This window comes from Mesorhizobium robiniae (genome assembly GCF_040545535.1).
In the GTDB taxonomy this organism is placed as follows: domain Bacteria; phylum Pseudomonadota; class Alphaproteobacteria; order Rhizobiales; family Rhizobiaceae; genus Mesorhizobium; species Mesorhizobium robiniae.
The window spans coordinates 656,725-677,046 of the sequence record NZ_JBEPMC010000001.1 but is presented as its reverse complement, the minus strand read 5'-3'; the positions used below and the strand labels follow the sequence as shown (position 1 = coordinate 677,046).

Sequence of the window (20,322 nt, the reverse complement as noted above, 5' to 3'; positions counted from 1 at the left end):
CTGCGGAGCCGCACCGCCTTTATCGTTGCTCTTGCGAGGGCTCGAAAGGGTAAACGATAGCCAACGGAATTCCCAATGACTCAAGCAAATCGAGAACGCGTTTCGAGATGACAAGGCGATAATCTGAGGAGATTCCGAAGTCGTCGCGGCCCGGTTGCCCATTCACTTTCAGCCAGACAAAAGGTGGAAGCTCCGGCCCGGGCTGCCCCTCATGAAACGCTTCGGAGGTGGTCACTTCGGCATCGGCGAACGTTGCCCCCGAAAAGCCCATGTCCAACAGCGCGCGTTCGGTCTCTTCGGTAACGAGAAAGCTAGGAAAGGTCGTGACCAGCACGTCACCAAACCATCCTTCTACCAGGTAGTGAAGCTTGCTTACGATTGGCGGGTGAACACTAGTGTCCAGAACCGTATTTTCGCCAAAGCCACCAGCCACATGCGGCCTTATGTAGAAAAATTGCATCACTCACCTACTGGAGGGTTGAACAGATAGCCATATTTTTTGTCTATGTAGCTAGCGTAGTCTATCATCTGCTGACGATTGGTGCTGGGATTCAACCTGTAAAATTCGTCCCATTCGAACCGAAAAACTACCTTGTGCAGAAGGTCATCCAATTCTTTAGGGATTCCACGAAGGTTCTGTAATGAGTGCATCTCCTCTTCAGTGACAAGCCCAGGATACCTTTTTAAAACCTGTCGCTCTGCTGCATGATGAACTACCACGGCACCCTCCAAATTAGGGTGCGCGTCGAGAAACGTTTTGCGATAATTTTTTGACGCAGCCTTTCCGAACGTTGCTCCTGCGTACGTTACGCCAGATGGATCTCTGGCAATTGAGTCCACTATCTCGGCAAGTTCCGCCTTGTCAGGCTTTGGACCTGCTCTTAAGCGAAGAGCGGCTTGCTTTGCTGCAAGATACTTCGTGTCGACGGCTCGAGCAATTGACTGGCCTTCCGCCACAAGCTCAGACGCAGCGTCCGAACGTTTAGCCGCAAACTCTTCCAACGGCTTGGCGAGCTTGCCTACACCGCTGGTGCGGATTGTGATTAGCCCTTTCGTGAGGGCTTGGCTCAGTGACTTTAAAGCCGCGACGCTTGCAGCAGGCGCTCCGGATGCGGGATTGGGTACAGAGTTCGAAAGTGCGACAACTGCATCCAGAGGGTCACGGCGTAAATCCTCGAGAAATATCCCGATGTCATGTGGAATTCGCCCGAGAGCATCAAAGCCCCCGGTGACATAGTCGCCGAAGTCGGCGGCGGCTTGGCCGAGGACTGATTGGTCCTTGCCAGAAGGCTCGGTGGGAAGTGACGCCCCCGTTTCTTGCGCCGCTGTCGGCTCCGCCGCCGGTGTGATTGGGGCACTTTGGGCTAGCTGAGGGAGGCCTGCGTCGGCCAGTTGCTGGGACAGAGCTGCCCGAACGGTGGGATTGGGAGCTCCTGCAGACAGATCGCGGAGGATGGCATCCTTGTCCGCCCGCGGGACATCCTTGTCGTTGGACGCCTCAACGATGTTTTGGACAACGGCCAGCGGTAGCGGCCGGATGTTTTCGATGCCCAGTTGCTTCTGCGCGGCGACAGACGCAGCCATCGCATTGCTATAGGCACCCGGATCATAACTATCCGGCTCTCCCCTGCGATTCCAGGACTCACTGTCCGGCCTGGTCACCTTGTTCCAGGCCGCGTCCACATTCGGGAAGACTTTGCGAACAAAATCCCCAGCGTCCGTCCACCGGGCGTACAGAACCTGCAGGGCCGCAGAGCTGATTATCTCATACCGCGCCTGATCCTGTTCCGGCGTGGCACTGTTGGGCTTGGGCCTGGCATCCAGAACCTCAGCCTCGATGGCGGCGTTCGGCTTGATACGCATGCCGAACGCCTGGCGACCGACATCGAACGTCCTGTTAAAGTCCTGAAACTGTCTACCGCCGTCCTCGACGCCATAGACGGCTGTGAACGCCTCTGGACCCGGTGTCTCTCCGGAATAGTTGCCGGTGTACATGAGGGCTTCCGGCGCATTCTGGTAAGCGAGAGAGATGTTGATGCGCGCATCGACCAAATTTGCGGCAGTCGCTGCTTGCGCCTTCTGACCGAGATCCTGCACGGCGTCCGGCGATAGGTCGGCAATCCAGGGACCGGCCGCCCAGACTGTCTTTCCGTCGGGCTCCACGGAATTTCCGCGGACCGGTCTTTCGTCGGGCGGAAGGCCGCCAGAAAGCGCATCGCGCGAAGCCAGCACGCCAGACCCGCTCGCCGGCGGTCCACCGACAGACTCGACAGTATCGTCCTTGGTCCTGCCGCCGACCGGCCCCGCACTCAGCATCTCGGCGGTACGCTTCGGATCCTGGGCGATCATCGCCTGGACGAGCGCCTTTGCCGTGTTGCTGCGCCAGGCCGCTTCGGCCGCTTGCCTGGCTGCCGGATTGCCTATCTTGGCGATCAGGTCGTGCCCACTCTGCCGGATCGCTTCGAACGCTGCGGTGTCGTTGGGATCGCTCTGCGCGATGGAGCCGGTGTAGAAGTTATCGACCTTGCTCCACTCGGCCTGCTCATACTCGTCGCGGCGCGCCTGCTGCCTGGTGGCCATCCGCGCCGAACCGGCCGCGCGCAGGATTTCCTTCTGCTTGCTGAAATTTGCGCGCTGGCTCTCGGGTACCTTCGGCAGGATGCCGTCGAACAGCGTGTCGTACAGGCCCGGCTTGACCACCTGGCCGGTGCGAGGGTCGACCTGGCCATACATTGTGTCGTGCAGGCCGGCGCCGTCTGCCGGCGCGTTCTGGGTCGCGTCATTCTCGGCCTGCGCGATCTGCCCGTCGAACTGCCGGCGCAGAATCTCGGCATCGAACGCTTCCTGCTGCTCTTTGCGTTGCCGATAGCGCTCGGCGACGGCCGTAAGCTCGTCGCCAAAGCCTTGCATGGCCGCGCCGAGCGGCGAGCCGCCGGGATAGGAAACCACGCTACCGGTATCGAGCCGGCGCTGTGCAAGCTGGAGAGGGATAGTGGCCATCTAGTTGTTCCCTGCCCACGGGGCCCTGAGGGCCGAGCTGCCGAAGATCACGGCTCGGCTCGGCACCGCGTTGGCTGCCGCGCCTGGGACCGCCGCCTTGGTCGGGTCCTGGATTTTGGAGAGGCCGTCGACGAGATTGCCGCCGGCCTTGAAAATCGAGGCGGCCACCGCCTGCTTGCCGGAAAAGCGCGAGATCCCGGCTTGCGTGGTGAGATTGTTCTGGCGCAGTTGCGAGCCGTACTGGATCGCCTTGAGGTCGAGTTGGCCCTGCCTGGCATTGGCGGCCAACACTTCGGCTGGCGAACCTGATATACCGACGCCAGAGGCGCCGGCCTGGGCGCGCGCCTGCGACAGCAAGAGGTCCTGCTTGTGACGCTCCTGGCCCTGTTCAAAGGCCGCGCTTTGAGCGTCGGCCTGCGCTTGCTGCTCATAGGCCTTGGCCTGATAATCGGCCATCTGCCGCGACTGCTGGCCCTCGGCCAGCACGCCGCCGACCGAAAGAGCCGTGCCGATAAGGGCAAGTGTGCACATGGTTAGCCTCGTTCGCTGGCGGGAGTAAATTTGCTTTTGACGCCTTCCACCGGCGCGCCGAGCGCCGGGCGCGGGTCGAGCGCGCCGCCGGGGCTGAGAAAGGACAGAAGCAGTCTGTCGGCCTGGATCGCCGGCCGGCTGAGACGGGCAGGCACTGCCGCGCGCGATCCGCCCATGGCAGCGCGCCGGGTGGTGGTCAGATTGATCTTCAGCTCGGCAACGCCGGCGGCGTCGAACAGGCCGTTGGCGGTGGCAATGGTGCGGCTCAAGGCATCGGCCTCGAACAGCTCCTGGCGCAGCTGTTCGATCAACCGCTTGACGGTGCGCCAGCGCTCGCCAAGCGAAGCGGCCTTGGACTTGATCTCGTCGCCAAGTGCTGCGATGTCGGCGCGGGCTTCGCTTTCGGCGGCTTCGGCGCGGCGCTTGTTCACCGCCTCGACGGTTTTCTCCAGCAGCGCGATTGCCGCATTGCAGTCGGTGAGCGCGACGCGCACCTCGCCCAGGTCACCGTTGCCGAAGATCGCGCGATCCTCGGCCTGTTCCAGTTCCTGTTTGCGGGCGGCAGCATTGTTGAGGTCGGTGTCGAGCAAGGCGATGACGGCAGCGAAATCGGCAGCCGTGCGCGCCCTGCCGAGATCTTCGGCATGGGGGATTGTGTTCACGGGGAGTTCCTTGTGGAAAGCAATGGAGAGCGGAGCGGGTGATCTCCCCCTCGAGGGGGAGATGGCCGGTAGGCCAGAGGGGGTCGTCTCGCGAGGAGCGCCGGCGTTCTCGCCCGCGATGGAGGCGAAGGAGGCCGCGTCAGGACGTGCGACCCCCTCTGTCGCCTTCGGCGACATCTCCTCTCGAGGGGGAGATCAGTGCTTGCTAAGGCTCGGCATCAAATACCGGCGTGAACGCCCGGATGGTGCAAGGCGTCGGGTTGACGTGGCGGATCTTCACTCTGCCCTGCCCTTCCCAGCTGTCGTCGATCGGCACTTCGACATTGCCGGTGAACAGCGTCGCCCGGCCATCTGGCGCGACGATGCTCGGCATGCGCACCTTTTCCCAGCGGCCGCGCAGGAAAGACTGCACTTCGAGCCCTGACGTGTCGGTCTCGAGCAGCGACAGCATCACCTTGGCGACCTTCTTGCGGCGGCCGATGATCGAACCGTCGCGGCCGCCCACATCGAGTTCCAGAGTGTTGGCCTCGCAGTGGTAGCCGAGCCCGACCTGCCATTTACTGGCCACGGCGCCGCCCGGCAGCGCCACCTGGCCGGCAGCGACGGGCAGGGCCTTATAGACCTTGCCGCCGGCCAGCACGTCGACGCTCTCGCCGTCGAGATGATCGAGCCCGGAGACTGCGTTGACGGCGGCCCCCGAATAGGTCAGGCCGCAATCGACCTGAAAGGCGTCGTCGAGGCCGCCATATTCGAACGGCGCCGTCATGATCTCGATGGTGCGCTTGGTCACGCCACTGAGCGTGCGCTTGACGAACAGCCAGATATCGTCGGCGCCGTTCTGGCCTGGCGTCACAACCGCACTTTCAACGATCGCCCATTCCGAACCAGTAAAGGCGCCACCGAGGTGATGCCGGTGCATGCCGCGCACGTCCTGCGACGGCTGGTGCGTGTAGCCCCCGAGCTCACCATTTTCGAGCGGGAACCACAGCACCGGATCCGGGTCGGTCTGGAACGCCAGCTCGACGACGCCTTGCTTGGGAATATGCTCGGAGATCTGGCCGATGTCGTCGGAGGTGAACTTATTGACCGAGGTCTGCACCAGCTCGGCGATCGATTTGCGGCTGCGGGTGACATAGAGGAACGACTGCCCGGCAGCGACCGGGCGGATGCGGGCGCAGCCGAAGGTGCGCGAATTGCGGTTCTTGAACGAGGACGGCGTCAGCGCCTCGTCGATGCCGGATCCCGACAGCGCCCGGATGCCGCCTGATGTGCCGATCAAAAGCGCGCCGTCGGAATCGGCGATCCAGACGATGTCGTTGGCCTGTCCGCCGCCGGCCTGGACGAATTCCAGCGCGGCGTCGTCCTTCTCGCCCAGCGCAAAATTGTCGAAGTCGCCGGTCGCCGACGCATAGACCGAAAATCTGCGGCTGAACGCCAGCCGTTCCTCATGGAGCGAACCGCTTTCGACATATTTTCCGGGCACGAATGTCCCGAGCCGCCAGCGGGTAATTGGGCTAAGATCGGGCAGCGCATGTCCATAAAGCTGGATGGTGACGACCGTGGCGCTGGTCCGGCTGATGATCTTCGCCCAGCGCCAGCGGCCGTCAGAGCCCAGCAAGCGGACAGCCCGCCCGATATCGCTGTTTTGAAAACCAGCATCGTCATTTATCCCGATGATCGAAGAGGCTGTGAGATTGAACGGCGTCTGGCTCGCCGCCGCCTTGTTCATGGTCACTTCGGCGAACTGGGACGATCCTTGCCCGTTGACGCTCAACCAACGGAAGCGGTGATATTCGAACGCCGCCTTGTTGAAGAACTCGTAATATCGCGTCTCGCCACCAGACCAGCCGGATTGCCCGGTCTGGCTGTCAAGCGCCGTCCATGTAGAGCCGTCGTTCGAACCTTCAATCTTCCACGAAACAGGCTGGCGGCCAACGTTGACGCTGTCTGTTGCGGTGACATAGTAAGCGTCGACGATGACCTGTGCCCCGCCAGCTTGTTGATATCCAACAAAGCCGGATGTTACTCCGCTCCATTCAACGTCGGTGCCGACGTCCTTGTCGAAAGCCTCCCATGCATCGGCCGCCGCACTGGTCGATGTAACAGTTCCCGATGGTGAGATGAGACCCGTCATCGCCGGTGTCAGCGAGCCGTAATCGGCCGGCGTCAGCGTCGTCGATGTATCGTTGATCGCGTCGTAAGGGCCGTCGTCAAACTCGTAATCCTTCAGCGTCCATGTCGTGTGCGCTGTCCTGGTCAACACCTTCAGCGGATAGTCCTTGTGGCTGATCCACATCTGGTCGGCCGATTGCAGATAGGCGAGATCGAAGAGGTCGGCTTCCGCATAGGGCGAAGCGATCTCGACCGTGCCAACGCGGGCGCCATAGGCATAGACCCGGATATAGAAATCGCCGAACTCCAGGCAGTAGGCCTGCTCCGAGGAGAAGATGAACGGGATGCCGCGTGTTGTCTTGGCCGCGTTCTTTACCTCGCCGACGAATATGGTGCCGCCGCGTTTCCTGATGCCGCCATGCGGCAAGGTGACGAAGTTCTCGCATTTGGAAAGCGCTGCCCGATAAAGATCGAGCGAAGCGCGCGCGTGCAATCGCGGACTGATCTCGCCACGAACGAATGTGTCCTGGACCGGATAGAGCGTCGTCATCAGCGCACACACCTGATATCGCCGCGCTGGATCGCCCAGGACGATGTCGAAAGCCTGCCGCCACGCTGGATGGCGTTGGCGTGGAACGCCGCGTCGAGCGCCCGGTCATAGGCACCGCGGGCGATATCGATCATGCCCGCCTTGTGGGTCAACGGATGCGCGATCTTGGTGGCGAGCGCTGCAACCAGCACTTCGGTGAACAGCGCGTCCCAGTCGTTCGGATCGGTCAGATTGGCGACGTAGCGGATGAGGCGCGGCCCCGGCTGGTCGCAATAGATCAGCCCGGCCTCCTGGCGCCACGAGATCGGGATGCCGTCCGGCTCGCCATTGTGGGTCAGTGGCAAGGGCCGCAGGCAGTCCACTGGCAATTCATAGGCAAAGTTCAGCGTGCCCTCGCCGCTGCCGGTATCGGACCCGGCGACGGCAGCCGCCAGGATGGCGAACACCCAGGCGTGTTTCGTCAATTCCGCCTCCCGCGTCAGGTCGAAATGCATATTGAGCAAACGCGCGGGTTTCACATCTTGGTCAAGTGAATCGATCGGTGCCTCATCGAGTACGCCAAGCGCCATGTTGGCGATGTCAAGCGGGGTGATGGCCATGATTTAAGGGCCTCCGTCAGTGTGGATCGGGAAAGGCAGGGCATGGCGGCCCCACGGCAAAAAGCCGCTTCGTAGCGGCTGGGGATTTGGTGATTTTTGGCTTGAGCAAAACGTTCGCACGTCTTGTGCGTGGAACCCGTCACGATACCAACCACCCGTCAGGAACGGGTGGCTCGAGCTGCATTTTTGGTCCCTTGTGCCCGTTCGAGCACGAAAAAAGACGATAATATTATGGCTATTGCAGTTTCACGATGTCGCCGGCCAACGCGGCGATGACTTGCGGCCTGAAATCCCGCGGCATCAGCCGAGGCGTGCGCTCGTCGAGATCCGCCGCCCTGCTTCGGCTGGCTTGGCAAGAGCGCTTGCTTGCAGCTTTCCAGTGCCCCCCGCCATCGCCAAACCCTTGTCCAGAGCATCTTGAAGACTTGTCGTGTAGTAGGCGGTGTTTTCCAGACCGCTGAAGAAGTTTATTCGGTGAACTTCCCCCTTTTTGCTCATGACAATGCCCGCTTTTCGGAGCACTTCCTGAACTGCCTTGTATGTCATGTTCATGATCACCCTCCTTTGCCAAGAAAAGCAGCATCGCCCTTTTGTGTAACCGTTCGGTGACGGCGATTGGTCGACGTGCAACAGCAGTGTAGCCAGATCTACTCGGATCACTTTGGGCAGCACGGCGCGCGAATTGGGATTCGCCAAAATGGCCGGTCTAGCGCCCAGAAGGGGCGGGGCCCGCCCCTTCTGGCCCCGCTCAGGCCTCGGTCGTCCTCAGCGCGATGAAGGTCATGTTCTTGACGCTCGACGCGGTGCGGTCCCAGTTCGCCGCCAGCGCCAGTTCGGCGTCAGTGGCAAATTCGCCGGCCGAAGAGGCGTCGAGGAAGCGCGTGCCCGGAACGTGCGGGACGAAGTGCCGGCGGCCGACCATTTCGGTGACGCCGCCGCCATGGCCCTGGCGCGGCTTGCGGTCGAACTCCAGCGGCCCGCCTTCGGTGTTGACCGGCAGCTCGTTCCACAGGATCGCCTTGTCCTTGAACATGAAGGCCGTGTAGACGCCCGCCGCCACCGGAATGTCGTCGTCGACGACAGCCCGCAAGCCCATGTAGTACGGGATCAGCGGCCCGCCCTGCTCGGAGGGCGGCACATAGTCGATGAGGTCGGCGAGCTTCAGCGCCTTCATCTGCTTCGAATGCATCCAGATCGTCTTGAACTTGTCGGCGCGGTCGCCCATCAGATAGGCGGCTTCGATGATGTCGGTGTCGACGATGGAGGCGCCGGTCGTGCGGACCAGGTCGCCCGCATCATTGGCGATGTTGTCGGCCAGCACGCCTTTCAGGATGCCGAGCAGCGTCAGCTTGTTGGCACGCTGCCAGTAGTCGGTCTGGCGGCGCACGATCAGCTTCTGCGGGTCGTCGCCGGCCAGGATCGAGGTCAGGTCAGGAATGCCCCACGCCTGGGCGCGGACATTGCGGGCAGCGACCTCGCGGCGGGCGCCGATCTTCTTCATCTCGATCGAATCGGCCGGATCGTCGTTGACCGGCTCGGACGGATCGTTGCCGAGATCCTTCCAGCCAGGCATGTCGACGGAGCGGCCCCCCATTGAGAGTTTCGAGGCGATGGCCGGGTCGGAAAACAGGATCCCGGCTTGATAGATCTCGAGCGACTGGACATGCTCCTCGAACGAGTATTGTGCATAGACGGACGGAACGATCGCGTCCGCGATACGGGTATAGGCGTCTGCCATTTTTGTCTTCCTTCAGGTTTGGTGGGGGCGGCTAGACCATGATCCCGAAAAATGGGAACCGGTTTTCGCTGGAGATCATGGTCCAACTTCAGAGGGGGTTGTTGGGCATCCACAGGTCCGGGTTTTCACCGGCCTCGCGTGCCAGCCGGCGGGCGCGGGCGGGGTCGCTTTTGACGAGGGCTGAGATGTCAGTCAGGTTGCGTTCGCCGGCGGCGTTGCGCTTGAAGGGATTGCCTCCAATCAGAGCCGCGCCACCGTCGATCGTGTCTTCCCTAAACATCGCCTCGCCGATGGCCTGGAACGCCTTGGCGATTTGCGGATCGGTCAAGGCGCCGTCAGGCAGGAGGATACCCTTCGCCTTGTAGGCATCGACCAGGCCGAGCTTCTTCATTGCCCGGTTGGCGACCTCCAGTCTCTGGCGGAAGCCGTCGCTGTCGGTCGGTCCCCAATCGCGGACCAAGTCGTCGTGAGTGGCTTCGACCGACCGGGCAAGGGCGATCTGCTGCACCTTGGCCTGCTCGGCCATGTAGCCGACGAAGCGGTCATGATAAGCCTGCGCCACCTTTGGGGTGGCACCTGCTTCGACCGCCCAGGCCTTGGAGGCGTTGGCGAGCTCATCCGAATAGGCGAAGTTTTCGGGAAGCCCGTCGGGCCGCCTGTACTCGACCTTGTCAGGCGATGTCAGCGGACGCATCGCCTCCGGCAGCCGGGCATGGAACCTGTCCCAGACTTCCCCAGGTGCGTCCGCTGCGGGAACGCGCAGGCTCTCACCCTGCTGCCGTTCCAGCTCCGCATAGGATGTGAAAACCCGATCGAGGCTGTCAGGCTTGGTCCAGCCCTTGGTTTCAGCAAGCTTGCGGTTGCCTTCGGAAAGACCGTCAAACCAACTTTTGGCGGCCGGCGGGGCGGACCCGTTGTCCCCGATGGCCGGTGGCCGTGCAAGGTTGCCCGCCGGTGGCAAAGCCGCCACGGACCCGACGTCTGCCAGATCTGTCATGAGATGTTCCTTTGTGTTGAGGTTAAAGGCTGATGATGGGAGCAGGCGGCGGGCCTGGTATCTCCCCCCTTGAGGGGGAGATGGCCGGCAGGCCAGAGGGGGTACCAGCGCGTGGGGCGCCAACCTCCATCTGTCGCAGGGGGGGCACGCCCGGTCGCACCGACCCCCTCTGTCGCCTTCGGCGACATCTCCCCCTCAAGGGGGGAGATTAACGCCTAGACATTATCCCCCCAGTTCTCCCAGAGCAGCGTGATCGTACCCGTAATTGCCAGCGTGCCATCGGCGTCGACGTCGGTGCCGGTGGCGAAGGCGAGGTTCAGGTAAAGATCGACCGGCGTCGCAGTCCCATCGAGCGTCAACGCCGCAACCACATCGGCGACCGATGCGGTCGATAGTGCAACACCGGCGCCGTCCAGCGTGCGGCCGGTCGCGGCCAGAACGTTGACCATGGTGCCTGCGAGCGCGGCGCTCGACGCCGGCGCCGACCCGAGCGACCAGGTGAGTGCGGCATTGTCGTTGATGGTCGAGGCGCGGGTGGTCAGCACGGCGAATTGCAGCCTTGCGGTGCCACCCTTGATGCGCACCTTGCCGCCGAGAAAATCGAAAAGCTTCTGACTGGCATAGGCAAGCGCATCGGTGACCGGCACTTGCATGGCGTTGAACGAAAAAACGGTGCGGTATGCGCCGCCCTGCCCGCTCGTTCTGGCGGCAAGCCCGGATTTGGGCGGGGCAAAGCCGGCCTCGCGGGCCGCGGCACGGGAAAGCGTCCGGGAAAGACCTCGGGTCATGGCATTCTCCATTCTTGGGGATTTGGGGGATCGACTGGACTCGCCGCAGGCGGGTTCGTTACGGCCCGAGCCTGATTCATTTCGATAGAGCCCAGCTCTATCGTCTTGTTAAACCATGATTTTTATGGTTTTTTTGTTTGACCATGAACTTTCCGAACGAAAAGCCTCGTTCATCAAGACGAAAGAAACCATGTCTTATTTCGTGAGGCGCGGTGCCCCCGTTCCGCCGCAATGCGCCCGCACTTGGGAATTTATTCGGCCCTTCGGCCTTCAAAGGAGGACTTTACATGATTAAGAAAGCCATTGCCGCCGCGCTTCTGACTGCCGTGCTGGCAGGGTGTGCGCAGACCGAAGGCCAGCAGAGAGCCGGAACCGGCGCGTTGATCGGCGGCGCCGGCGGCGCGCTCGTCGGTCAGGCGATCGGCGGCAACACCAAGAGCACGGTTATCGGCGCAGCCAGCGGCGCCCTTTTGGGTGCGGTCGTCGGCAGCGCGACCACGCCGCAGCGGCGCGGCGAGCAGCTTTGCCGCTACCAGGATCGCAACAGCGGCCGCATCTACACCGCACCTTGCGACGACCGTTACTACGACGGCAATTATTGAGCGTAGCCCCCTTCTCCCCGTTCACGGGGAGAAGGTCCCGGCAGAGGGACGAGGGGCAGCGCAAAAATTCTGAAATGCTGGCACCGCCCCTCACCTGCCCTGCCGGCATCCTCCCCGTAGGTCCGTGGGCTTGCAAACCGAAGCGGGCCTCCGCTAGGTCAGTGCTCCCGCACCCTACCCATCCGTCCGTGCCGCCTTCTCCAGCGCCGCCTTACGCAGAATCGCGATAGCTCGATTCCAGTAGCGCACCGCCTCAAAATGTTCTTGTCTGGTCAACCAGATCTTGTTCTCCAAACTGACTGGATCGCCGCCAACCGCAATCGGTGTGAGCTCGAACAGTTCCACGCCCTTGGAGCGCGAATTTGTATCTTGGGCGCTCATTTCGAGTCCTCCAGCCGAGCAAATAGATCGGCGAGGTCTCGCGCTATCCTCTCGGCGGATTGCCGTTCCATAAATATAACGGGATGCGCACGATTGGCATTTCCACATCGTCGGTGTCGAAGCCATAGGCTTCCCCTCCTCCGTTCGATGCGAACAAGAGGATGCCTGGCGCATATTTTTCAACCTAATATTCTCGATTGAAGTCAGCCAAATTCTTCGGCCTTGAAAAAATTACATAGCTGTCGCCGATGAAGCCTTCACCTCCATTATGCTCTTTGAGGAAGTCGATGTAATCCGTGGGCAGCGCCACTCCCAACCGTGCGGACAGGCCATCGACGACTGCGGATTCAGCCGGTGCATCGAACTGTCCCTCAGTTAAGATATGTCCCATTTATCCTCCCAGGTCTTTCAGCAACTGATCCACCACGGCGTACCCTGTTGTCGATGAACATCGCGAGGCAGAACGATCTTGTTGGAGGAGTCGATCGGACTGCCACCAAACTTCACTGGATTGACTTCATGCATATCCACTGCAGTGCGCGAACTAAGGCGACAATAGCGCCTACCGACCGTCGTAAGGCTCAACCGTCGCGGATGGGATACCAAAGTCGTCAAGTAGATCCAGCACGCGCTTGGAGATGACCAGACGCAGATCGCCAGCAATGCCGAAATCATCATGACCTGCCTTCCCATCCACTTTCAACCACACGAACTGCGGGAGTTCTACGTGGGGCTGCAGTTCCAGGAAGTCTTCCGACTTCGTGATTTCGGCGTGAGCAAAGTTCGCACCCGAGAAGCCGATGTTCTGCAAGGCTTGCTTGACTTCAGCCACGACGAGAAAGCACGGGAACGTCGTTATGATAACATCGCCGAACCACCCTTCCATTTGGTAGATGAGTTTGCTTACAACAGGGGGATGAACGCTTGTGTCCATGATGGTGCCACGGCCAATTCCGCCGGCGACGTCGGGCTTTATGTAGAAATAGTCCATCATTCACCTAGTGGAGGAGAAGTTGTCGTGCAACTTCTAGAGAGAGGAACGCTCAACCCACGAAATTTTCGTCCACGAACATCTCCGCAAATTTCTGCGGTGTGAGAGTTACATCATTGTCGCGGGCGATTTTGAGGTTCCTTGCCCACATATCCCGGATTGCTGCCGGCATTCCCTCAGGCATGTGCATAGACTGGGCTATTGCGTCATGCCATTGTCCATCGCCGCCATAGATAGATTGCAGTTTGGGGGCCATCCTTTTCAAGCCATCCTCCGACTCTTGAGAAAGTTCTCCGATCGCCCAGAGCACATAAACATCGAGCAGTCTAAGCAGCGGCTGTCCGTCATAACGTGGGTTAGTCAACATTTAACCTCTCACGCATCATAGGTGGCATAATAAATAACGCGTTCGCAGATGGCGGAAATGCTTGGCTTTTCTTTCTGCGACGCAACCAAAGCCTCGGTAATCTCGATTGCAAGGTTGATTTCGAGAAAGTATGCCAGGCCCTCTTTAGCTGCCTCGGGTGGTACCAACACCCCATCCTGCTGAGGCAAAACCATCGCGTCTGAATCCTCTGTCCAAGGCTCCGCCGCGTAGATTGTGGGCTCCGCTGCGTAGACCGGGTCCTCCTCGTCAAATTCCGACAACCGGCCAACGATATCCAGCAACTTCATTTTTTTCCCCATAGGGAAAATCCTCCTCGACCATTCGGATGCAGTGTTTTCTGGAAGATACTCCCTCGATCATGTTGAGATCTAGGGACGAGTTGCATTACACCGGGTTCATCTGCGTGGTGCCAGCTGAAGCCGGGAGGTGCAGCGCGGGGGGCTAGCTCTGTCGGCGTTCGCTGAAGATTGAGACCCTGATTCAGCAAATCCTGAGCGAAAGCAATTTCTCCCTCCATCGTTTGCAATAGGGATTCGTTTGCAGCTTGGACGTGTACTGGGCGCGACGAGCCCGGATACAAGGTCGGGTCCAATCGCATCTCATGTATTACACTGTAGAACTGGCCTGTTGGCGCCGGAATTACGCCGAGTACTTCGGCACGCTTTGCCGCTATGTCACTCGTCGGCTCAACTGCTCGTAATATATCTTTCTCGGCAACAGCGGCTCGACCAACCGCGGACCATGGTATCGACCAGCTCAATGCATCAGATCCCTGATGCATCATCAGATTCTCAACACGGTTTGCCGGCTTGTAATAAGCCTCCGTGAAATCGGGGGAGTTGATCGTTGCCTGGCTGTTGCCATCAGCAGCCATGGTGAGCACCTTGGCCGCAAGTTCAGCTGCGCCGATCCCCGCATTGGCGGCCGCCTTGCCAAGACCTTTGGCCTGCGATGCCAACACTGAACGCGTCGACATAGGCTTGTAGCCAGACTCAACCGGCATAATCCAACCTAGATCGGCATCGGCCAGTTGCCGGGCCACGGCTGGTCGGGCAATAGGGCCGGACGTTCCCGCAAGCAGCGCGCCTACCTTCGCGTTTATGTCCTGCCGGTACATACTCGGGCTGTCATAATTGTCGGAGAGATCACGGATAATGGACAGCGGCACGGGCTGGGGGTTATCGATACCTAAGTGTTCCTGCGCGGCGACAGACATGGCTATCGCTGTGTCATAGGCGTCCTTGCCATAGCCGTCTGGATCCTCAAGCCCGCCGCCGATCACGGCTTTCCAGGCAGCATCGACATTGGGAAACACGTCGCTGACGTAGCCCCCGGCGTCGGCCCGTCTGTGATTCATGACCAGCCCTACCGCGGCGGCGGTCGCGTCACGGCGCGCCGGGTCTTCCTGCGAACCGTTCGGCCCGGAATCGGCGTCGCGAAGTGCCGCGTGGATCGCCTGGTTCGGCATGGTGCGCATGCCGAAAACCTGACGACCGACATCGGCCCGCCAGTCGAAATCCTGGAAACGCTTGTCGCCCTCGTCGAGCCCATAGGCGATCCTGAAGGCATCCCGGCCAGGCATCTTGCCGGAATAGGCGCCGGTCCTTGCGATGGCGTCCGGCGCGTTCTGCTCGGCCAGACCGATGTTGGTTCGAATCTCAACCTGCTGAGCCGTTTTGGCCGCCTCCGCCTGCCGAACCAGCGCTGCTTGTTCCGGTTGCGAAAGGTCGTCCCTAAACGCCTGCGCTACACGCTCATCTGGCGTCTGCCTGCCGACGCGGTCACCTTTCCCATCAGATGCCTTTGAGTTGTCCGAGACAAAGCTGCCTGCCGCTTGGGTCGTATCGCTGGCGGCATCTCCGCCGGAGGACTCGGCCGGCGTCCCGACACCAAACATCTCCAGGGCACGCTGCGGATTCTTGGCGATCAGCGCCTCGAAACGCGCCTTCGCGGCAGCGGTGAACCAGTCCTTCACCTTCTGCTGCCTGATCCCGGGGTCGAGCCCCATCTTGTCGATGAGATCGATCCCGTCCTGGCGGGCCACTTCGAAGGTGACGATGTCGTCGAGATTGGCCTTGCCGATGGCGATGGCATTGGTCTGCAGCACCGTGTCGACCTGGGCCTGCTCGTAATCCTGGCGCCGCTGAAACTGGCGCTGCGCCATGCGCAGCCCGCCAACCCCGCGCATCGCTTCCTTCTGTCTGGCAAAATTGGCACGCTGGCTCTCGGGCATGTTCGGCAAGGCATCGTCGAACAGCTTGTCGAACAGACCAGGCTTGACCGCCTGGCCAGTGCGCGGATCGACTTGGCCATACATGGACTCGTGCAGCCCGGTCCCGTCGGCCGGCGCATTCGCCGCCACCTCGTCTTCCGCTTGCGCGATCTGGCCGTTGAACCGGCGACGCGCGAATTCGGCGTCGAACGCCTCCTGCTGCTCTTTCATCTGCTGGTGGCGCTCGGCGACAGCGGAAAGCTCATCGCCAAAACCTTGCATGGCTGCGCCGACCGGCGATCCCTGCGGGTATTGCACCGCATTGCCGGTGTCGAGCCGGCGCTGCGCCAGTTGGAGAGGAATGGTCGCCATTTGATTGTTCCCTGCAGTGGCGCCGCGCCGGAGATCGCAGCGCTGCGCCGGCGATCCGGCCGGATGCCGCCGCCTTCGCCGAGTCATGAATTTTTGGGGAGGTCGCTAGTGACGGCGCCATTAGCCAAACAGGGCTTGGCCTTCAGGGGCCGTATTCTGATCCGGTTGTGAGCTGGGCGGGTTCGTGGACTCGTTTGAATGATACGCCGGAGCGGGTCGTAACCGCGGTGAGGCCAGCGCTTCCGAAGTCCTTACCCCTCCAGCCTCGCCGCCTTCTCCAGCGCCGCCAGCTGTGCCTCGTCCAGCGTCAGAAACCCCATAATGTGCTGCACCACTTCGGCGCGCGCATTGCTCAAGGCACTATGAAGTTCGAAGCCGTTCGGTGTCCTGGTCCTGGCCATCCATTCGCCATAGGACGGGCGGCGGTAATAGCCTGTCGTCGCGGCGAGGTCGGCCAGCACCATCTCGCCATCCTGGCCGGAGAACACCCTGAGATAGGCCTTGGCCAGGGCATCGCGCGCCTTGGCCGGACCGCCGGCCTGCCCGGAATGGGCGAAACGTTTGCGGCTCATACGCCGGCACCCGGCGCAGCCGGGCCGCCCGGCATGTCAGGCCCGGCCTGACCACCCTGCAGCATGCCTTGCAAGTCATCGAGCAGGCCGCTGTCGCGCGCCTGCACGGCGGCGGGCACAGCATCCTTGGCGACCTTGCCAGCGTTGGCGATCGCCGCCATACCAGCCTGCGCAGTTTGAGCCTTGGCCCTGGCGTCGCGGATGCCGGCGACCTCGTCCTTTCGCCGAAAAATGCGCTGCGGGCTGCGGCCGGCGCTCTGCACGATCTTCAGCGCCTCGTCGCCGTCGATATTGTCCATCACGCCGGGATCGAACTGCGCCATCTGCATGGCCGTGGTGACCACCTGGATGGTGTCGCGCGCCTCGGCCGAGCGGCGCAGCACGTCGAGCGGACCGGTGAAGGTCGGCCGCACCGCTTTGCCGGCCAGGCTTGCCGGCGGCAGGAAGCGGCTGTCTTCGTCATACAGTCCTTTGTCTTCCAGGATGCCCAACTCGCGGTCGAGATTGCTGGCGAATCCAGCCTGGATGATCGAGCCGGATGGTCCGAGCAGCGCGCCCTTCTCTTCCTGCCTGATCAGGGCTTCGGTCGCCGTCATCTGCGGGTTCTGCACCAGCGTCTGGAACAGGTTGACGAACATCATGTCGCGGATCTGCTCGGCCCGGCTTTCCGCGTAATTGAACGCATAGGTCGGGTTCTGGCCGGTGGCGATCGGCGCGATCAGCGGCCGTCCCTGGTCGTCGATCAGGCCGGGATAATTCTCGCCGGGATTGAGCACCGGCACATAGTCGAGCCGCGCCTTCGAGGCGGTGGCCGGATCGGTGATCTGCTGCAGGGCGCGCAGGCCCGAGCGGCGCACGGCGTTTTCCTCGCGCACCGTGGTCAGCGCCTCGATGGTCGGCGAGATGCCATAGGGGTCGCCCTCGTAGCGGCGCCAGTTGAAGCACGACACCGGGAAGGAGCGGAAACCGCTCTCCCTGACGATGACCTCCTCGTCCTCGATGACGTGATAAGAAGCGAATGCCGTGTCGAGATACTGGTAGGAGCCGCCCAGCCGATACATCTTGCGCTCGTCGCGCGGTTGGATGCACTGGATCAGCGAAATCTTCGTCTCGCATTTGGCCGGGTCGTCGACCAGCATCTTGATCCGCGCCGGCAGCTTCTCATAGCCGAGCAGCTGCGCCGCCTGCCGCGCGGTCCGCTCGTAGCGGCGGTGAAAAATATCGACCTGGCCCCAACGGTTGCGCGAGAGAAAACCCTCGACCACCGGGATCGAGGCATAGCGGATCAGCGCGCCGCCAAAACCCTCCTCGGCATAGAGATAGGCCGGGCCGTAGCGCACGACATTGCGCAGGCAGGCTTGCGTCGCCGGCACGAAGTTCGAATTGGCGGAATAGCGCAGCGCAAACAGGAAGTCGCGAAGCGCTTCCGCCCACTCCTTTTCCTCGTCGGTCTCCTCGTCATTCACAGCGGCGGTCGACAGCCCGTGCCATTTTTCCGACTGCGGGATGATCAGGCTTTCGAGCCCCGCAGCCAACCGGTTGGCGGCCGAGTTGATGGTGTTGGCGTAGACGCGGGCACCGCGCCGCTCCTGCCGCTCCACCTGTGAGCCTGCGCCGGATTGCCGGCGGCTACTCCAGAAATCGGGCGCATCGGGATCGCAGAATTCCGACACCGCCTCCCAGACAGCCTCATACTGGCTGCGCTCGCTCTCTAGTTCCGCCTGTCGCGACAGGATATCTTGGGCACGGGAATCGCTTGTCATGGCAATCTTTCTTCGGTGGTGTCGCTTGTTCGAGGCTCAGATCTTTTTCAGGGAGCAAGTCGAATTTTGCCCACTTTTTCGATGTTCAAAGATGGCGCGGTGGGCCTTTGCAGGAGGCCAATGTGGCAATGACGGAAAGCCTATCCGGTGCCTTGACGAGGCGAAGCAAGCAGGTTGCGAAGCGGCTAGTCGGCTACGATTCCCGCAACTGGCTGCGCATCAGGCAGATCGAGGCGTTCACCGCGTTTCTTGAGGCGGACGGCCGCAAATCGTCTGACGTGATCGAGGTGTCGCCCGGCTGGAACCGCTACTGGAAGGCGATGTGCTCCAATTACACGTCGGTCGATTTTCCCGACTTCGACATCTGCAAGGACCGCACCGACCAGCAATATTCCGTCGTCATCGCCGACCAGGTGCTGGAGCATGTGCAACGCCCGCTCGCCGCGGCACAGAATATCCACGCCATGACCAGACCGGGCGGCTGGGCGATGGTGGCGACGCCGTTCCTGTTCAGGGTCCATGCCAGGCCGCACGACTACAACCGCTGGACTCCAGCCGGCCTGAAGCAGGTGCTCGTCGAAGGCGGCTTTCCGGAAGCGGGCATAGAGGTGTTCAGCTGGGGCAACAAAGCCTGCGCAAAAGCCCATATCGGCGGCCCGGTGCGCGCCTACGGCCTATGGCGCGACCTCAGTAACGACGAGGAATATCCACTGATGGTCTGGGCGTTCGCGAAGAAAAGATGAGACTCGGAGAAACGCTGGCGCTTGAACACCCCTCTCTGGCCTGCCGGCCATCTCCCCCTCAAGGGGGGGAGATCGGATGTCGCGTCGGCTTTCGCAAACCACCAACGCTGGAGGGCTGGCAAAAGGTAGAAACTGCCAATCTCCCCCCTTGAGGGGGAGATGTCCGGCAGGACAGAGGGGGGCCTGCTTGGCGCTACCCCTGCCGCCGCTTCACCAGCCGCGCCAGCCGCCGCCAGGTCCACCAGGGCCAGCCACCCCGGTTCCTGAACACCCGTTTCATCGCGCCCATTTCATACCCCCAGAAGTACGCGGCGCTGGCCGGTGAGATCACCGGGCGCGAGATCGGTCTTCACCGTGCCGGCAGTGCCCTGGCGCTGCTCGAGTTCAGCCCGCAAGGCTGCCTCGCGCGCCTGCACGTCCTTGTCGGCGATGGTCGGTGTCGAAGGCAGCGGCTTCAAGGCGGGTGGTTTTTGCAACAGGCACATGGTTCCAGCTTTCTCTTGTCCAGTCGAAGAGGATGAAGGTTTCGCCGTTGCGGCCATAGCCAGGTAAACGGCAGCGTTCAGTGGCGCCAAGCCGGCCAAGCCAGCGCAGCGCCAATTCATTGGCGGCAAGCGCCCGCGCCTCGACCCGCCAGGCGCCCCGCGCCGCAACCTGCGGCCCGAGCACCTCGTGAAAGAACCGCGAAATCCCAGGCACGCAGCGCCTCATGCGGCGCGTGCCCCAGCTCCAGGCGATCCATAAGCCGCCGCGCTGTTCGGCGGCGCCGAAGCCGGCTTCCGGATTGCCGTCCAGCTCGGCGACATAGGCAAACCCCTGCAACGCCGTCAGCGCCAGCAGCGCCGGCGACCACTGGTCAAGCTGGCAGTCGATCTCAGCTCGGTCCTCGGGCCGCAGATTGGCGGCGATATAGGAGAGGTCACGCAGGGTTGCCGGGATGATACGGAGCATCATGTATATCCTTCGTCATCCCGGGTCGAGGCGGCGCCGCCGAGACCTTCGGTGTCCTGCCATCGCAATTGTCGAAAAAATGCCGTCGCCGCTTCCACGGGGCTTGCCACAACCAAAACGACGCGATAATACTATAATACAACTATAGGAGGCATTGTCGAGGTCCGCTCATCCTCGCCATGGTGGCGGTGTTCACGTTGCCAGTTGGTCGGCTCGGTCGCAGAAGCCCGCCCTTCTCTCGAACTAGGGTATTGGCCGAAGCATGCGTGGCTGAAGCTTTGGAAAACGGCCTTGATAATCGGGGAATACCGGTGAATTTAGAAATGGCCTCACTTCGTTTTCATACTCTAGCCGCTCGCCAAATTTCTCT

General features: G+C 61.7%; 21 protein-coding genes. 2 read left to right on the top strand and 19 right to left on the bottom strand.

The window, feature by feature from the left end:
* Positions 1–19: 19 nt before the first annotated feature.
* The 10 genes from ABID19_RS03315 to ABID19_RS03270 form a co-directional block, all read right to left on the bottom strand.
* Entirely contained in the window at positions 20–460 is a 441-nt protein-coding gene (locus tag ABID19_RS03315; protein WP_354487970.1) for a hypothetical protein, read from the bottom strand.
* On the bottom strand, positions 460–3,000 hold the full coding sequence (locus ABID19_RS03310; RefSeq protein ID WP_354487969.1) for a hypothetical protein: 2,541 nt from the start codon (positions 2,998–3,000) through the stop codon (positions 460–462). Before ABID19_RS03310 ends, ABID19_RS03315 begins: the two co-directional genes overlap by 1 nt.
* Positions 3,001–3,531, bottom strand: a complete 531-nt coding sequence (locus tag ABID19_RS03305) for a hypothetical protein (protein WP_354487967.1) — start codon at positions 3,529–3,531, stop codon at positions 3,001–3,003.
* 2 nt (positions 3,532–3,533) lie between these two features.
* Positions 3,534–4,193: a hypothetical protein gene (locus ABID19_RS03300; protein ID WP_354487966.1), complete on the bottom strand. Its 660-nt coding sequence runs from the start codon at positions 4,191–4,193 to the stop codon at positions 3,534–3,536.
* A 205-nt stretch (positions 4,194–4,398) separates the two neighbouring features.
* Complete coding sequence (locus ABID19_RS03295; protein WP_354487965.1) at positions 4,399–6,855, bottom strand: phage tail protein; 2,457 nt, start codon at positions 6,853–6,855, stop codon at positions 4,399–4,401.
* Positions 6,855–7,454: a hypothetical protein gene (locus ABID19_RS03290; protein ID WP_354487964.1), complete on the bottom strand. Its 600-nt coding sequence runs from the start codon at positions 7,452–7,454 to the stop codon at positions 6,855–6,857. The genes ABID19_RS03295 and ABID19_RS03290 overlap by 1 nt, the downstream gene beginning before the upstream one ends.
* A 300-nt stretch (positions 7,455–7,754) precedes the next feature.
* Positions 7,755–8,006, bottom strand: coding sequence for a hypothetical protein (locus tag ABID19_RS03285; protein WP_352937691.1), 252 nt, complete (start codon positions 8,004–8,006; stop codon positions 7,755–7,757).
* A gap of 196 nt (positions 8,007–8,202) precedes the next feature.
* Positions 8,203–9,192, bottom strand: coding sequence for a Coat protein (locus ABID19_RS03280; RefSeq protein WP_352937689.1), 990 nt, complete (start codon positions 9,190–9,192; stop codon positions 8,203–8,205).
* Positions 9,193–9,280: 88 nt separating this feature from the next.
* Entirely contained in the window at positions 9,281–10,189 is a 909-nt protein-coding gene (locus ABID19_RS03275) for a hypothetical protein (RefSeq protein WP_354487963.1), read from the bottom strand.
* A gap of 215 nt (positions 10,190–10,404) precedes the next feature.
* A complete protein-coding gene (locus tag ABID19_RS03270; protein ID WP_354487961.1) occupies positions 10,405–10,977 on the bottom strand; it encodes a hypothetical protein in 573 nt (190 codons plus the stop codon).
* A gap of 287 nt (positions 10,978–11,264) precedes the next feature.
* Between ABID19_RS03270 and ABID19_RS03265 the strand changes: the two genes are divergently transcribed.
* Positions 11,265–11,579: a YMGG-like glycine zipper-containing protein gene (locus ABID19_RS03265; protein ID WP_354487959.1), complete on the top strand. Its 315-nt coding sequence runs from the start codon at positions 11,265–11,267 to the stop codon at positions 11,577–11,579.
* Between the two features lie 174 nt (positions 11,580–11,753).
* Here ABID19_RS03265 and ABID19_RS03260 read toward each other — a convergent pair whose 3' ends face one another.
* From ABID19_RS03260 to ABID19_RS03225, 8 genes are all read right to left on the bottom strand, one after another.
* Positions 11,754–11,960: a hypothetical protein gene (locus ABID19_RS03260; RefSeq protein ID WP_354487958.1), complete on the bottom strand. Its 207-nt coding sequence runs from the start codon at positions 11,958–11,960 to the stop codon at positions 11,754–11,756.
* Positions 11,961–12,144: 184 nt separating this feature from the next.
* A complete protein-coding gene (locus tag ABID19_RS03255; protein ID WP_354487956.1) occupies positions 12,145–12,351 on the bottom strand; it encodes an SMI1/KNR4 family protein in 207 nt (68 codons plus the stop codon).
* Positions 12,352–12,522: 171 nt separating this feature from the next.
* Positions 12,523–12,954, bottom strand: a complete 432-nt coding sequence (locus ABID19_RS03250) for a hypothetical protein (RefSeq protein WP_354487954.1) — start codon at positions 12,952–12,954, stop codon at positions 12,523–12,525.
* 49 nt (positions 12,955–13,003) lie between these two features.
* The gene (locus ABID19_RS03245; protein ID WP_354487952.1) at positions 13,004–13,318 is read right to left on the bottom strand and encodes a hypothetical protein; all 315 of its coding nucleotides are present in this window, start codon (positions 13,316–13,318) and stop codon (positions 13,004–13,006) included.
* A gap of 8 nt (positions 13,319–13,326) precedes the next feature.
* Positions 13,327–13,626 carry a hypothetical protein gene (locus ABID19_RS03240; protein ID WP_164759187.1) on the bottom strand — a complete coding sequence of 100 codons (300 nt, stop codon included), beginning with the start codon at positions 13,624–13,626 and terminating at the stop codon, positions 13,327–13,329.
* On the bottom strand, positions 13,623–15,923 hold the full coding sequence (locus ABID19_RS03235; RefSeq protein WP_354487950.1) for an HNH endonuclease: 2,301 nt from the start codon (positions 15,921–15,923) through the stop codon (positions 13,623–13,625). The genes ABID19_RS03240 and ABID19_RS03235 overlap by 4 nt, the downstream gene beginning before the upstream one ends.
* Before the next feature lie 251 nt (positions 15,924–16,174).
* On the bottom strand, positions 16,175–16,495 hold the full coding sequence (locus ABID19_RS03230) for a Bbp19 family protein (protein WP_354487948.1): 321 nt from the start codon (positions 16,493–16,495) through the stop codon (positions 16,175–16,177).
* Positions 16,492–18,258, bottom strand: coding sequence for a portal protein (locus ABID19_RS03225; protein ID WP_354487946.1), 1,767 nt, complete (start codon positions 18,256–18,258; stop codon positions 16,492–16,494). The genes ABID19_RS03230 and ABID19_RS03225 overlap by 4 nt, the downstream gene beginning before the upstream one ends.
* A gap of 128 nt (positions 18,259–18,386) precedes the next feature.
* Here ABID19_RS03225 and ABID19_RS03220 point away from each other — a divergent pair, with 128 nt between their 5' ends.
* Complete coding sequence (locus ABID19_RS03220; RefSeq protein ID WP_354487944.1) at positions 18,387–19,001, top strand: methyltransferase domain-containing protein; 615 nt, start codon at positions 18,387–18,389, stop codon at positions 18,999–19,001.
* A gap of 384 nt (positions 19,002–19,385) precedes the next feature.
* Here the strand turns inward: ABID19_RS03220 and ABID19_RS03215 are convergent, their stop codons facing one another.
* Complete coding sequence (locus ABID19_RS03215) at positions 19,386–19,952, bottom strand: hypothetical protein (RefSeq protein WP_354487942.1); 567 nt, start codon at positions 19,950–19,952, stop codon at positions 19,386–19,388.
* Positions 19,953–20,322 lie beyond the last annotated feature (370 nt).